General features: G+C 30.3%; 15 protein-coding genes. All 15 read right to left on the reverse strand.

Annotated elements, in window-relative coordinates; genetic code table 11:
* The coding region (locus IJQ68_RS02360; RefSeq protein WP_292796456.1) for a hypothetical protein at positions 1-703 on the reverse strand (703 nt) is incomplete at its 3' end.
* A gap of 35 nt (positions 704-738) precedes the next feature.
* Positions 739-1,779 carry a tetratricopeptide repeat protein gene (locus IJQ68_RS02365; RefSeq protein ID WP_292796459.1) on the reverse strand — a complete coding sequence of 347 codons (1,041 nt, stop codon included), beginning with the start codon at positions 1,777-1,779 and terminating at the stop codon, positions 739-741.
* Between the two features lie 10 nt (positions 1,780-1,789).
* On the reverse strand, positions 1,790-2,851 hold the full coding sequence (locus tag IJQ68_RS02370; protein ID WP_292796461.1) for a hypothetical protein: 1,062 nt from the start codon (positions 2,849-2,851) through the stop codon (positions 1,790-1,792).
* A 4-nt stretch (positions 2,852-2,855) separates the two neighbouring features.
* Entirely contained in the window at positions 2,856-3,581 is a 726-nt protein-coding gene (locus tag IJQ68_RS02375; protein ID WP_292796463.1) for a hypothetical protein, read from the reverse strand.
* 126 nt (positions 3,582-3,707) lie between these two features.
* Positions 3,708-5,117, reverse strand: a complete 1,410-nt coding sequence (locus IJQ68_RS02380) for an ATP-binding protein (protein ID WP_292796466.1) — start codon at positions 5,115-5,117, stop codon at positions 3,708-3,710.
* An 890-nt stretch (positions 5,118-6,007) separates the two neighbouring features.
* Positions 6,008-7,429: an AAA family ATPase gene (locus IJQ68_RS02385; RefSeq protein WP_292796469.1), complete on the reverse strand. Its 1,422-nt coding sequence runs from the start codon at positions 7,427-7,429 to the stop codon at positions 6,008-6,010.
* A 71-nt stretch (positions 7,430-7,500) separates the two neighbouring features.
* Positions 7,501-8,262, reverse strand: coding sequence for an ion channel (locus IJQ68_RS02390; RefSeq protein WP_292796472.1), 762 nt, complete (start codon positions 8,260-8,262; stop codon positions 7,501-7,503).
* Between the two features lie 6 nt (positions 8,263-8,268).
* Positions 8,269-9,198, reverse strand: a complete 930-nt coding sequence (locus IJQ68_RS02395) for a hypothetical protein (RefSeq protein ID WP_292796474.1) — start codon at positions 9,196-9,198, stop codon at positions 8,269-8,271.
* A 36-nt stretch (positions 9,199-9,234) separates the two neighbouring features.
* A complete protein-coding gene (locus IJQ68_RS02400) occupies positions 9,235-9,615 on the reverse strand; it encodes a zinc ribbon domain-containing protein (protein WP_292796477.1) in 381 nt (126 codons plus the stop codon).
* Positions 9,616-9,639: 24 nt separating this feature from the next.
* Positions 9,640-11,184 carry an SWIM zinc finger domain-containing protein gene (locus IJQ68_RS02405; RefSeq protein WP_292796480.1) on the reverse strand — a complete coding sequence of 515 codons (1,545 nt, stop codon included), beginning with the start codon at positions 11,182-11,184 and terminating at the stop codon, positions 9,640-9,642.
* The gene (locus IJQ68_RS02410; protein WP_292796483.1) at positions 11,177-11,617 is read right to left on the reverse strand and encodes a hypothetical protein; all 441 of its coding nucleotides are present in this window, start codon (positions 11,615-11,617) and stop codon (positions 11,177-11,179) included. Before IJQ68_RS02410 ends, IJQ68_RS02405 begins: the two co-directional genes overlap by 8 nt.
* The gene (mcrC, locus tag IJQ68_RS02415; RefSeq protein WP_292796486.1) at positions 11,592-12,647 is read right to left on the reverse strand and encodes a 5-methylcytosine-specific restriction endonuclease system specificity protein McrC; all 1,056 of its coding nucleotides are present in this window, start codon (positions 12,645-12,647) and stop codon (positions 11,592-11,594) included. The genes IJQ68_RS02410 and mcrC overlap by 26 nt, the downstream gene beginning before the upstream one ends.
* Positions 12,634-14,760 carry an AAA family ATPase gene (locus IJQ68_RS02420; RefSeq protein WP_292796489.1) on the reverse strand — a complete coding sequence of 709 codons (2,127 nt, stop codon included), beginning with the start codon at positions 14,758-14,760 and terminating at the stop codon, positions 12,634-12,636. The genes mcrC and IJQ68_RS02420 overlap by 14 nt, the downstream gene beginning before the upstream one ends.
* A gap of 84 nt (positions 14,761-14,844) precedes the next feature.
* Positions 14,845-15,153: a hypothetical protein gene (locus tag IJQ68_RS02425; protein WP_292796492.1), complete on the reverse strand. Its 309-nt coding sequence runs from the start codon at positions 15,151-15,153 to the stop codon at positions 14,845-14,847.
* 72 nt (positions 15,154-15,225) lie between these two features.
* A complete protein-coding gene (locus tag IJQ68_RS02430) occupies positions 15,226-15,921 on the reverse strand; it encodes an endonuclease/exonuclease/phosphatase family protein (RefSeq protein WP_292796495.1) in 696 nt (231 codons plus the stop codon).
* Positions 15,922-16,064 lie beyond the last annotated feature (143 nt).

The following is a 16,064-nucleotide window of genomic DNA, read 5'->3' on the forward strand; positions in this document are numbered from 1 at the left end:
ATACTGCAATCGCATCACTGTCAAATTCATTGTCAGGCTCCTTTAAAAGCCTTAAAGACATCCCTTCAGCCAAAACTGCACCATTTTTGTGATAATTCACACCGGTTATCGTGAAAAGCTCACCACAATCATATTTTTTCATTTCATCAAGATTTTTCTGAAATTTTCTTTCATAATCAATGTATGAATCGATTCTATCCCTCAGCTCCAGATAATCATTTATGTTTTCCTTGCTTTTATCACCGGGAATAGAATTTATCGCCTTTATAATGGCATTTTTAGCCGCTTCAAACATTTCCAGTCGCAGAGTCATGCCTTCTGATATATCAAGTATATTATATGCCCATTTTTTAAGCATTCTTGCCTTGTTGTCAGCCACCACACTGTTTGAAGACAGCTCCAATGAGCGGTTATAGCATTTTTCAGAGTCATAAAATCTGTAAATGCTTTCCAGAATGATTGCCTTTCTGTTCCAGTCATTATAATAACTGCTATCCAAATCCAGCGCCATATTGATGTATGTTAGTGCTTCATCATTATTGCCATCCATATGCAGACTCCATGCCTTATCCGAATATACCTCTGACTGATTTACAGAGTAATCTGACGTTTCATCATCTTCGTATCTGCGGCCCCAGTTCTGGGCGTCCATGAATGCGCCGTGAACGTCATCTACAGGATCACCTATCTGCCATTCCCGCATAATTTATACCTCAAATTAATTAAATATTAATACACTTAGCAAAGTTCAATATCATCAGGAATTCTTAAAAAACCTTCAATTGGTTCTTCAAGATATCCTCCATTTTTTAATTTTGAAATTATATTTCTTAAGTCTTCAGGTTTGATAGTAAAAAATTTATCCATTAATATTTCCAAACAATCAGTATGAATTCCACATCTGGACAAAATGTAATCAAATTCCATTAGAAAGATATTTATTTGACTGATTTCTTTTCTTGAAAGTTTTTCTCCATTAATGGAAGTAATATATGGACCGTATAATTCAAATTTATTGAACCATGTGTTGCAATTGAGACATTTGATTTCATAATCAAAATCCCCAAAACAATCAGTAAAAACGGGCAATTCCCAATTTTCCAAATCATCTAAAAATTCATAAAATAACACATGACTATCTACTTCTTTGAATTTATTTCCACAAATAGGACATTCAGAAAATGAAGTTAATCTTTTACTTTTTCTAGGGCTGAAATACTTTAAATACTCATCATATGATTTATTATTTACTTTAAAATACAATCTGTTCAAATCATCCAAAATACGATAATCATGAGAATATCTCAAAAAATATTCCCAGCAACAATCATAAGCATTTTCAACATCATTTTTCTCTTTAAAGTAGTATATGAAATTTTTAAAATAATTAAATAAAGATATATCTTTACCAATGATGGATTTTTTAAATTCTTCATAGTCTTTAAAATATAATAAAATATCCAATTTTTTGCGAAATGCTTTTTCATTATCATTATCAATATCCAATACCCTGTTTAAATACTCCAGGCTTTCTTCATATTTTTCTAAATTAAATAATACTTCTCCTTTTAAATTTAATGTTTTTATATGATTAGGATTAATTTTTAAAAGTTCATCACAGTATCTGATTATCTCATCACTCTGGCCATATTTATCCATAGAATCTATCTTTTTAAAGCAATCATCGAAATTATCCTGCGTAATCTTTTCATCATCAAATTTGAATAATGATTTTTTATCCTCATTAATTTCTGGATTTTTAGAATTTTTATCAACCATAAAAACACCTTTAAATATAATAATACAATGGCCTTTTGCAGTTTGGACATGATTTTTGTTTTCCAACGAATATCTTACCACAATTAGTGCATTTGAATCTTTTTATCTTTTCCATATTCTGATTTTTGAACAAATCTAATTTTTTATCTCCGTATTTGATATATAAATCAACATCTTCCATGTCCTGCTTTCTCAAATAATCTTTACCAGTAAATTCTTTAATTTTCTGGGCTAATCTATAATAAGTATCGGGATATCCTCCGGACATCACAATAAATAACATCTTTTTACCACCAAATATTAATTTTAATTCACCTCTTGGACCATCAAGTGCAGTTTCCCTTTTATGCTGAACTTTTTCATGATAATCCCCATAATACCAGTTATAAACATTATAATCTTTTATGAATTTCAATATGGAATTTATAGTATGATCATCCAAAGGAATTGATTCCTTTTTATAATGAAATTCTTTATTTATAAAATCAATCGTGAATGAAGTACTGCAACCATGAAATAATCCATAACAAATGCTAAAATCAAGTTTACATAATTTTAGCTGCATATCTGTACTTTTATCAAAAATTCCTTTTTCATTAATATCATATCTGGCATCAGTGATTATATAGTCAAGAAATGATACATCAAAAACAGGAACCCCTATAATTGACTCCAAATAGTTATTTAATTGAATTATTTCATCATAATATTTTGTATTAATATTGATTATTGATTTAACTCGGCCATTTTCAAAAAAACGAATGGAATAGTCTAAATTTCGATTAATATTCCATTCATGATCAGACATTGAAAATTTATCATACTCCATAGAAAAATCAATAATCCTTTTAATATCATCCTGACTAATAACTTTTTTATTGATATTTTCAGTATTTTTTATGAATTTTTTTGTCTTTTCCAAATCAAGCCTTAAATCATCTGAATTTTCATCAATATCAACTTCATATTTATCAAAATAGCATTCTTCATTTTCTACATCAATGACAAATGAAGTTCTTATTGAGGAATAATGCCTATAAGTATAATCTTGTTCAAATTTTATTTTATCCATCATTCTACTCCAGACTTTTTAAGTATTCCTGAAATCCTCCAATCTGGCCTAAAATATTTTTAAAGTATTCAGCGGAATTTGGCATTCCGTTTTTTGAGTGGACATCATATAGATAGGCCAGAATCTGTATGACCTCCATATTGAATCCTACCTGAATGTCATGCTCGCGCAGATACATTATATCCTCTTTGACATCACCCATGTCCTCGCCTGCACGAAGGAACATGTAGAAGTTTAAAAGATGCCCATAAAGTTCCATATCCTCTCCGGTGTGGTAGTGATAGTCCGCCAGCTTGAAATATGCTGATATCAGCAAATTGACATCATATGAATACTTAAGGATATCAAGACTTAATTCTTTCAGATGTTTTTCGCTGTGCATTGCCTGGTAGAGCTCGCACTGTTTCATTAGAATTTGTGCTGAAACTGGATTGATCATCTTTGCCGTTTTCAGGTATTTTTCAGCCTCATCAAGTTTTCCAAGATTCATTAATGCAATTGAATATATCAGATAGACTTCTTCCAAGGATTCACCAAGATCCAATACATTTATGGATTCCACATCACCTATATAGACACTGTATAGGATTTCCTCTATGGGATTTGCAAAGTGATAGTAGTCTATTGTTTTATATTGCGGGTTTTCGTCAAGAAAATCACTGATATTTCTAATTACTCCATCAAAGTCCCCTCTGTTTAGAAGTTCTATGGATTCATCTAAAATTTCCACTTGAATCACCTCTGTTAATATTATTTATATTAACAGGTTAATAACAATTTCTATACATTAGAATTTGAAATGCAAAAATCATACAGCATCAGATGAAAAAGCAAATATAATCATTTAATAACCTTTTTATTTAAAATCATTGCCCTTTTTTCTATAAATAAACTGTTTACCATTTTTAATTTTATCAACAATACCCATATCATCTAAATTATTTAAGTCTTTGGTTGCAGTATTTCTTACAACACCAAACAAATCCATATACTCTTTAACTGTAATTTCAGAAACATCATTCAATTTCAGGAACTGTTTTTGACGTGAATTTAATCCATTTTCATTTTCATTGGACCTAAATATTACCTTGAAAAATCCTTCGGATTCTACAAATTCAGGTTCTTCCAAATCGTTTAAAATCATTGCATCTTTCATACGTTTTATACCTGTTCCAACATGTTCCATATATTTTGTTTTTGAAAATATATTGCAGATTGTTTCATTTCTATGAAGTGGCTCGTTTTCTTCCAATAGTTCTACAGTTAATGGATATACTAAACGTCCAGGGCTTTTTATTTCAATTCTGTCATTGTAGATATAAAATGTTATTGCAGCTGTTGTGATTGTGTAATCTCTATGTGCCAGGGCATTTACAAGTGCTTCGCGTATCGCTTCAAAAGGGTATTCATGGATAGTTTCTCTTTTAAAACCTTTTATTTGGGAGATATTGACCAGTGTTTTATTAAAAAATATTTCTGCTTCTTGAAGCAATTTTAAAAATGACATATTGAATTCTGCTTTATCAAATGTCTTTACTCCTTCATCGTCAAAAAATCGAACCATTTTCACATGATGAGATAAATTAAATTTGGAGATGTCTTTTGCAAAAAATAATGCACCCGCAGCATTTAATCTAAACTCTCCATCAACATATTCACCAGCACGTATTGTTGATAAGACTTTGGTCAATCCTTTTTCATCTCTTATCTGTTCAATAGGTTCATAATCCAATACATTGAAAAACAAATTCAATGCATCCATATCCACATCATCACATGAAGAGTTTAATAGTATCTCAGAATCAAAAGCACGATAATTCCTTAAGTTTTTGGCAATAAAATCAGCCAAACTTTCTTTAATTGCATTCATTAAATCATATCGATTATTAAATCTTGTGTAACTATGATTTTTGACTTTTTTAATAAATGCTTTAGTTTCATCATCCCTGAATTCAACATCTTTAATATATATTAATGCATCATTATGACTCTTGTTATAGAGATCATATTCCAGTTCAGTTGGTGATTTTCCAGATTCAAGAATACTGCCATAATCCGAGCCAATCAATCCTATGTAGATGTCTGAATTGATAACCTCTTCAGAATATACTTCTTTAGGTGAAGTTCCTGCTGCAGATAACTCTTCAAAAAGAAAAACATCGAAGAACCTGTTTAAAATGTAGTCATTTTCAATTTCTTGCTTGATGAACTTTCGCTCATGTTCAAATTCTCTTCTAACGCTACTAACAAAAATTTTATATTTCATGTTTACCCTCATTAATCTGATATAATAAATACACTTGAAATGATAATATTTCATTTAAAGTATTAAGTAATATAATATTAAATTATTAACTATATAAACATTATGTAAATCAAATAAAGTAAATAAATAATTAAAATAGAAAAAAACAATATTAAATACTTTATTTAAAATATTAAACTTATATAAAACTATTTTTAATTTTAAAAAAATCCTGAAAAAATTGATAATATATAAAAAAATTTTTATAATCGTTAATTAACTAAGCTCATTTATATATTTTTAATCAATAATTGATAAAACGATTAAATAAATTAGATAGTTATAATTTATAATTAAAAATATGAATTGAATATTAAATTAAAACCTGCTCAATAAAAATGCCAATATGCTCAATCCAAAATTGATAATATTGATAATATCAACAATCAAAATAAATAATTAATTTCTTTATATACTTTTAATGAATAATTAAAAATAGAATAAATTAAAATAAATAAAACTCAAAAAGAAATAAAAATATCGCCCTTAAATATAATTAAAATATAGTCAATTTAAAATTGATAATATTGCAAACATCACAAAACAAAAATCAATGCCTACAGCATGCATTCGCATGCCGGAACAGATAGACATTGAATATATTTACTTATACAAATTTTGGAATCCAAAAATAGAGTTTTTAACTCCAATTAATATTATGGAAATGAAGTATATAAACGTGACATAGAATTTACATTTAAAAATCAGAATATGTTAAGCATATAGCTCATTAATATCATGGCCACATTTTTGCAGATTAATGATTGAATTACATTTAGAAAATGCATTGAATCTTAAAGGCTTGTAAAAACGTTTTATATTTACTGTCTGACCATTTTTCTTAATTTTACCTAACAGCAAGAGTTGGTAATGTTTAATGTTTCATTGTATAGTTCATCAACAATTTTTGTAAAGTTTTCTTCAAAAAATCCTGTTTCATCAATTTCAAGCTTCTCACTCATATACTGATTTTTTGAAATTTCCTTAAAATTATAGATGTTTAAATCAGAAGAATTTAAGATATTATCTTTAGTATAATTCAATTCCAAACATTTTTCATAAGGAATATTATTTAATCTGACAAAATTATTCAGCTGATCTGAAATATACTCGCTATGTGTCGTTAACATTATTTTTAAACCATTATTAACTGCTTTAACAAGATATTTAAGTAAAAGCAATTGGTTTTTTGGATGCAGATGAGCTTCCGGCTCCTCAATGATTAAAAGATCACCTTTTTTCAATACATACTTTAAGTATAAGCTAAATAATGTCATTTCATGAATTGATGTTGAAAGTATTTTTGATGAAAGAGAATTACCAGAATCCATATCATTATAAACAATGTCATTGATAAAGTCCTTTTCTTCAACATCTATCAGAATTCCTGAAAATTCCTTATCAAATTCACAGCCAAGATCATAGTAATAACCATTATTGCCGCTATCAATATTGATTATATTATACAAAACATCAGATTGTGTTTTTGACATGTCTGATTCATTTTTTACACGTCTGGACAACATTTTTTTATCAATGATAATCTCTGAACGTTCAGCAGGAATATAATATGATTTTTCCAATAAAACATTATCTAAAATTGAATGAGCGATTGAAGAGTATGTTATTGGAAAAATTGAGTCAAAATCATTAAAATTATTGAAAGCGGATTTCACATTTAAATAAATGAATTCATTGTCATTTTCTAATTCAATTGTAATTTTTTCATCATCTTGTGAAATATAAATCGTATTGACCAATCCAATGACATCAGGATGGAAATCCAATGATTTTCCTTTCATTTTTAAGAATTTAACGTCATTTAATATGATTTCAAAAAAATCATGATTAAAATTAATAAGGCCATCTAAACTTTCACCGAATTCTTCAGCAATTCTTTCTTCAAAAATTATTGCAAAATATTTTAAAATGCCGTCATCCAACAATTCAAAAAATGTATCTGCAGGTATTTTAAATGCTTCACAACCTTTATTAAAATTATCTCTGAAATATTGGCCTATTTCATGACTTAACTGAATAAATTGCTTTTCATGATCTTCATCAAAATATTTGGAAGTGTTTGAAAAGGACACATCAATATCCCTGTGATAATCATCTTTATTAATAGAGGAAAAAGAATGAATTAATTTAGCAACAAATGATTTTCCAGAATCATTATCACCAGTAAATACTGTTAATGGTACAATATCAATATTCGCATTCTTTAATATTCCGAAATTATTTAAACGAACATTATTAAACTCATTCTCCATTTTTTTAACTCCTTTTTATCCATTTTCCTTATTTATTAAAAAATATCTTTTTTGTTAATCATAATATGAAATTATTTTTCCTTAATGATTTGCTTAAGCTCTTTAATCTCCTGTTTAAGCTCATCAATAGTCTCTTCATTTTTCAAAAGCTGCTGGTTAACCTCACTCAGCTCCTCTTTAAGCTCAATGATATGAAAACTGCCTTCCTTTAAAAGGTTGTCCATGAAATAGGTTGACATGGCTCCGGTAATGGCACTGAAAATAAATACTCCAACAATCAGAAGAATCAGACTGACGATTTTACCGGATAGTGAAACAGGCGTAATGTCACCATATCCTACAGTGGTTAGACTTACAACGACAAACCAGAGATTGTCAAATAGGTTGTTCATTCCCGGATCAATCACATAAAGGCTTAAGGTTGAACCTATAATAATTAAGATGAAAACCGCCAGTATCTCATCAAGATGAGTGTCTTTAAGGAATTTTCCGATGACTGTGAAATACTCACTTACTAAAAACAGTATCCTGAATAGTCTGATTAATCTGAGATATCTTAAAAACATGAACGGGGACAGTATCATGTCAAAGGGAATGGAAGCGATAAGCTCAATCCAGTTGTCCCTGAAGTACTGTCTTTTGTCATCTGATTTGAAAAATCCGTAAAAGAAATCAAAAAGCAGAATTATACATGTGATTATGTCAAAAATAAGTATTTTTTGATAGAAATCCGCTGAAACGTCAAAGATTACCGTGGATGTTATCAGTATTACATCAATGACGATAATGATGCTTAAAATGACCTGTGCAACATTCAGGAACTTCCTGTTCATAATATCTTAATCCTCATAATCATTGATTGATGATATCAGACTTTCCATATCACCCAAAACATTATGTAAGTCATCATCATTCGTTTTGGACATGTTTATGACCAGTTCGCTTGACAAATCATCCAGCTTGTCAATGATGGCGTTCATATTGGCCATCTTATCGTTAATCTCACTATCTATTCTAACGGAATCCTCGTTTGTAAACTTAATCAGGTTGACGAGACTGTCATACTGGTCAGCGAAGATTTTGTGGCAGTTGTCAATGACCGCCATGAACTTGTCATAGGTTATCTGAGGCGGTGCGAACTTGGCGTTGATAAGCTCCTTTGTCTTTAATTCTTTCTCGTCATACTGCCTTTTAAGCTCATTTGCCTTTGTAAGATGCGGAGAATAGATTTCATCCAATACCTGGATTGTGTTTTCCTCACGGACAACGTCAGTATTGCTTTTATCAGGAACTGGTGTTTCATCCTTTGAAATGAGTTTATGGATGATAAAGCCTATTGCAAAGGCAATCATTGCAATCATAACATATACAATAAGCACACCCAAGGAATATCCTCCGTTTTCACCTGAAATAAATGTTCCTATGGCGTTTAAAATGCCGATTACAATAATAGCTAGTGTGACAATTTTGGTTTTGGCCAGTCTGAATTTTCTTCCGGTATACCAGTATAAAAGAAAATGCTTGATGTCCTCGCCCAGACCGCCAGTGTAGAAGCTGGAATCTAATCCTGCCAGTTTATGGATTATAAATCCAAAGAGAAATGCAAAAAGAGCAATAAGCAGTGAGAAAAATAGTCCGAATTCTATCGGAGGCATATCAATAAAAGAAATAAACGTGACTAAAAATATAATCCATGTGATAAATTTCGTTCTGGAAAACACGTAACGGTTGTTTTCGCTCCAATAGAATAAGAGATTAATAATGTTCATGATATTATATTTAAAGCAATCAATATTTAAAATATATCACTTATTCAACAGATAATGAATCAGAAATCCTGCTGCAAAAACCGGAACGGAAAATATTAAAGCAATAATTACTGAAGCAATAACTGAGATAATGGCATTATATTGACCAGCAGATATTACAAAATAAAAAATTAACGCATAAATGAATCCTATTGAAAATACTGCCTCGGAAATGATTTTTGATTTGGACAATCTGTATTTTTGAGTCGTTTTATCCGGCCAGTAGAATAATCTTTGAGCCCATTCATTCTGGACTATCCCATTATCCTTAACAGATAATTCATTTTTATGGCCATCAACCAAATTTATGCCGCAATTTTTACAGAAAGTTTCACTCTCATCATTTACAGTCTGACATTCAGGACAAATCCTATTCATTTCAATCACCACAGATCCATCAGATTATAATTTAACTTTTACTTTTTTAAATTCATCCCACATTGCAGGTCTGTTTTTATATTTCACTTTCCATTTATTTAACTTCTCTAAAACGACTTTTTCACCACCAGGTACAGTTAACATTTCATTAAGCAGTTTAACAATGCTTTGATAATGCTTTCTTGAACCGGTGTTTGACACTTTGTGCTCAGCGATGAAAGAATATTTCTCAAGCAATTCCTTTGAATAATTTTTAGATAAGCGCTTCCTGTAATAAGATAAATCATATTCATGATGAATATTTTCGATCAGACGGCCGTAAAGTCCCTCATAAGCAAAACATTCATTTAAAAAAGAATTAGTGTCCTTGCAATTAATGAATATGTCTTCCCTTAACTCAATCCATTCATCTTTAGAATACTGTTTTTTTAATTCCTTATAATAATCAATATCTCCATATTCAATGATTAATTTGTATAACTCCTTTTTATAGTTACCTGAATCACCAGTTTTCAAATATAAATCTTTTAATTGGATTTGAAACTTGTGCCTGTCATTTACATATTTACTGTTTAAAATTCCCTTCTTAATTAGCCCGATAGCTTTCGGGTAATCTTCAGCCTCAAGAGCATCATTTATAAACTGCTGTCTTACGTGAGGATAATTAACATTTTTCAGCATAAATTCATCAATTTTATTTTGCGAACATCCCAAATCCTTCATTAATTTGATTTTAAACATAACATATGATTCACGGTAAAATGAACTGGTTTTTATAAGGATATCCTCAAGCAAATCATATTTTTCTTCCAGCTGATATTTCATCTTAAAATTGGTGAAAAGAATTTCTGAAAATTTTATGATGTAATCCTCCCGACAATTGTATCTAACAGCGGACATTAGCCAGTCAAAAACATCCTCTGAAGCACTAGTATCGATTAATTTAGAAATCACTTCAAGGATTTCATCCAGATTATCATAATAATTGTCATTCCATGGATATTCGAACTGACTGCATACCATTGTGAATGCGTCATCCATCAAATCCAGAATTAGTTCATATTCCTTTCTATCAAGCAATAGCTCAACATCATGATCTATAAAACGGGACAGTTCATATGAGAAATCATCTTCATATATTATGTCATCCAATTTTGATTTATAGTAATCTTCATCAACTTTAAAGCTGAATTTCATGATAAACTTATTTTTAAGCTCAGGGTTATCGTTCAACTCACCAAATAGAAATTCCCTCACTTTATCATCACTGATGCTTTCAAACAATTCATTGATATCCACATCAATCTCATTGTATTCATCATTCTCTTCAAGATAGTATAGTAAAGCTGCAAGATGTTTGCAGTTATCCCTTTCAAAATAAGGACATGTACAGCTCATTGAATCTACATAGCCATCATCATCAAAGATTATTTTGACATTATAGTCAAATGTTCCGCTTACAACAGCATTGACCTGTCTTGAATTACGATTTGTTATTTTTACATCATCTGTGATGAAATATCCCCTGTCCAAAATCTTTTTCTCAAATAAAAATTCCCATTCACTCATAAAACATCATTATCTTTTCCATTTTTTCAATTAAAAAATTATGCAGATTAGAATTGTCTGAATAGAATAATTGATTTTCATTAAATTCTATGAATTCCCCAAAATCATTAGCACCATAAATTATTTCATCATTTTTAATTTTTACTCCGAAATTGAAATATTCCAACTCACTATCGTCACCGACAGGAAGATTAATTTTTTCCATAGGTGTTGATATGATATAATAGGTTAAATCATTGTAAAAATCATTGTCTACAATATAAAAATCAAATTCGTCACATAGTTTACATGAACCTTCTCTGATTGTTATCAATTCGATGTAGACACCATTATGATTTATTTCATAATCAATAGCTAAATCATTGTCTATAAACTTATTATATTCATCTAAACAGTATATTTTAAAATCATTTTTTAATTTTGCAATATTCATCAACAATCCCATCCAGCTGACTTTTAATAATCTCAAAATCCTGATTCAAATCCAGGGTTTTCACACTAATCTTATTGCCGCTCATCACATAATCACTATCCGGCTGAATCCTTTGATTAGTCCTCGCATAAAGAAGCATTCCACTGATTTCAATGTCATTTCCTTGAAGCTCCACTTCCTTATTTTTAACATAGGTAAATATCTGATATAAGTTTGAAGTGTTATGTATATTCTTTCCATAGTTTTTAGAAAGGTTGCTTTTGTAGAACTTGGTATCAATAATGAGAATCCTGTTTTCATATTCCAAAGTGACATCAGTCTGCATTTTCGGAAGCAGAAAGTCCGCTCCGTCATCAATCTGCCAGTTTATTTGAGGAGCATGAGCCAGAAGCTCAGGATGTTCCTTTTTATAATAATTCAAAACAAATTTCTCATAGAGTCTGCTCATCTGAGAATCATCAAGAAATTCCATAAGCTTGACTTCACCGGATTTTTCCGTGTGAATCAGACCCTTAACAGCAAGATAACAGATGTTTATAAGCATCTTATAGCTCTGGTTATTCCGGTCAAATCGGATTTTCCAGTTGATTTTTCCAACATCAATCAAATCAACCTCACCAAAATACATTAAAAGACCTTTAAGCTTCTTTTTTCTGGCATGAGATATATCCGATTTAATAAGCAGATTCATTGTGGACTTTAAGATACGGTTCAGATAACAGTTAACGGAAAATTCGTCATAGCTGCAGTTAAGCTGGCCTTTGATAAAGGACTGCTCATTGATTGACTCAGTTATATTGATTTTACCCTTAATTGAAGAGGTTGTCTCTGAAATCTCAATATAATCCTTAACAAGACCCTGCTTGATTTGTCTTGCCACACCAATAGCTAAAATTTCTGAAAGCAGTTCAGAGACATTTTCAAAGCTTTCAGTTTCAATTTTTCTATAGCTTTTATCATTAAGGACAGAGAATGCATATGAAAGCATATAGTAGATGTTTTTAATGTAAATCGTTTCAGAGGCTATCATCAACAACACTTCTCAGCTGGCCGGACCAGTATTCAACCTTATCCTTCTCATCAAACCAGTATTCCTTTAAAAGAGGAATCAGTTCATATTCCACAATATATTTCAGTTTCTCATCCACATCATCACGTATATTGCACAGATAGCTGTGGCCTATTCTGAAACCCTCACCTAAAGACTCATCATCACTGATTTCACGGTTAAGCTCACCCATTAATTTAATTAGATTATCAAATCCATCATCTGAAAGTTCACTCTGATAGTTTTTAAAGCCTTCAGAATCAAAGCCCGGCTTTAAATCAAAGAATGCGAATCTTCTTCTTAATGCATAGTCAATCATTGCAAGAGATCTGTCTGCAGTGTTCATAAGACCGATGATGTGAACGTTTTTAGGAATGAAAAATGATTCATCAGAATACAATAGCTGGATTTTGTTTTTAGGACCTCTCTTGTCGTTTTCAATAAGCATAAATAGCTCACCGAAGATTTTACTTAAATTACCTCTGTTGATTTCATCAATGATGAAAAAATAGTCATTTTCATCATCCACCTCTGCCTTTTTACAGAACTTATAAAATGAACCCTGTCTAAGTTCAAATCCTTCTTTTGACGGTCTGTAACCCATGACAAAGTCCTCATAGGAATAGCTTTGGTGGAACTGTACCATCATGACACGGTTGATGTCCTTTTCACCCATTATTGAGTAAGCTAGTCTTTTAGCCATGAATGTTTTTCCAACACCAGGAGCTCCCTGAACAATAAGGTTTTTCTTGTTTATTAATAATTCAACAAGCGTAGCATAGTCATCTTCTGTGATATAAACCTCATCGAGAAATTTTTCCGGAGAATATGTAGGATATGAAATTTCTTCAATATCATCGACATTTCCTTCTTCACCGATTAATTCCTTAATATTGTTAAGCATCTCATAATAATTTGTAATATCAGTTAATGTCTTCATAGGTAATTTACCATAATCATATACCCAATCTCCTTTATTAGTCCATTTAACTTTTCTAATATTATGATAAGATCGTGTAGTGTCATATTCATAGTCTGATTCAATGATACCCCGACCAATTATTTTACCCATGCCCTGTTTAGCAAAAACAATATCTCCAATTTGCATTTCATGAACAAATTGCCATGACGCATGTACATCATGCATATGAGATGATTTATCATTGAAAATATCCTGGAATTTTAATTTTATCTCCTCTTTATTGTTATATTTGGATAAATCTCCTGTACCACTCATTCCAATACCAATAATTCCTTCATTATAAAATTCATTCCATAATCTAGCAGATTCACCTGGAGAGATTAACCAATATTTAACTGTTTTAACATCACTATCACCAATTCCCTCATCGTCATCCGAATTATTCTTAAAAAATTTGTCCTTTGGGAATAAATCTACAATATCCTCTTTAAATAAAGAATAAAACTTAATATCTGCCTTTTCACTTAATTCATATAGTTGCCCGTCATTGACATAATAACCTTCTAAAGGATTGATACCGAACATTGAAAGGAATTCTCTTTTCATTTGCATATTATGAACAATAGGGAATTGATCCGGAAAAAGTAACACATAATATTTATGGATCCAAGAATGTGTAGGATTTGCATCACAATCTTCAAATATTTCAGTTAATTTATCTTCTAGATATGAATAGTCATCAATTGTATTGAGTTTAAAATTTCTAATAAAATTTGCTCCGTTTATCAAAGCATCCCTTATTTTAATTGCAACATCAATAGCTTCATCTTCTGTAATACTTTTCATATTAGTTGACGGACCGATAGTCCATTGATTAGTCTTTCTATGTTTAAATAAAGAATATTTGCTCGCTGAACCTCCGCTAATACCTCCAGTTCCACTAATTTCTTTAGAAAATTCCAAATAATAACATAAATTGTTTTTATCACCATCATGTAGAAAAATATAATTTAAAACATCTTTTCCTTCTAATTTTTCAAGAATTTCAGGTGAGAATTTTTTATAGAATTTTTCATATTTTAATTCATATTCTTCCTGTTCATAGTTTCCCAAATTATTTTCATCAAGATAGTTTCTAATCTTTTTAGCTGAAATATCATATTGATTATCCATAAAAATCCCATAAATTAAATAGTTAAAATAAAATTTATAATTTCATAATTATATATTAATCGCAGAACGAATAAGAATTTTAGATTATTCTGCATATGGTCCAACACCATGTTCTCTATTATATTCATCGGCTAGAGATGCATAATCCATTTCCTGACCTTGATAGTAATATTTACCAGTGTATGTATCTTCATATACAACGGCATCACCTAAATATTCTTCATCCCTTACTTCCCTGTAACGACCATCAGATGATTGTCCGCCATCATTTGATAATGATTCATCAGTATTATTGTCTAAATGCGTTACATTTATAGTAACGTTATTTGATGTAAAATTAGTATCATTATTTATTTGTTTATCAACATTTGAGTTCATCCCATAAATTAGCAAAATTACTCCTATAATGGCAACAATTATTAAAATCAACACATATTTTTTATTCATTAATTCACCACTGATTAATTAAATTTCAAAAATCAAAGGCACATGATCACTTAATTTAAGCCATTTTTCTGCATCGCCAACCTGCAGCCTGTTAATTTTACCTCGTGATGCGAATACATGGTCCAGATGAAAAGGCTTGTCCAGATGTCTGTACATGAAAAATGTTGGCTGTGATTCTTTGCCTTGCTTTTCATCGTTTAGATAGTGGTATGTGTCTGTAAGGCCACATTCTGATAGCTTTTCAATTACCTCATAAACATTCTTGGCATGAGCTCCCTTTAAACGGACATCACAATTGAAATCACCGCAAATTATCATGTCTTCATTAAAAAATCCTGCATCCTTGTGTTCTTCATAATAGTTGGTGATTTCTTTGGGATAATGGACTGATTTATTTCCATCCATATCAGGATTGGTCCAGATTCCCAGCAGATTAAACTCGTCATTTACTTTAACAGGTATGAAATATCTTAATCCTTTGTCATCCAAATCGATTAATTCCATTTTTATTTCATTTCGAGCGAAAATTCCAAGACCGTAATACTTGTTTTCACCGACCCAGAAATAATTGGATGCAAACTCTTTATATCCCTCCGAATCGACTATTGAGGGATTTTCACATTCCTGAATTACATAGATATCCGCATCCTCTTCAAGAATGGCCGGAAACTTTTCGCTGAATTTTCCGTTGCAGTTCCAAGTAATGATTTTCATAATAACAAGTATATATGATGTTAATAATATAAGTTTACATAAAAAGAAGATGTTTTACAAAATAAGAATGGGAAAAAATCCCATTCCTTTTCACAAATTAAAATCATGCATGAAATACTTTCAAAAAGTGAATTACATGATTG

Origin of the sequence: Methanobrevibacter sp. (assembly GCF_017447225.1) — an archaeon.
Classification (GTDB): Archaea; Methanobacteriota; Methanobacteria; order Methanobacteriales; family Methanobacteriaceae; genus Methanocatella.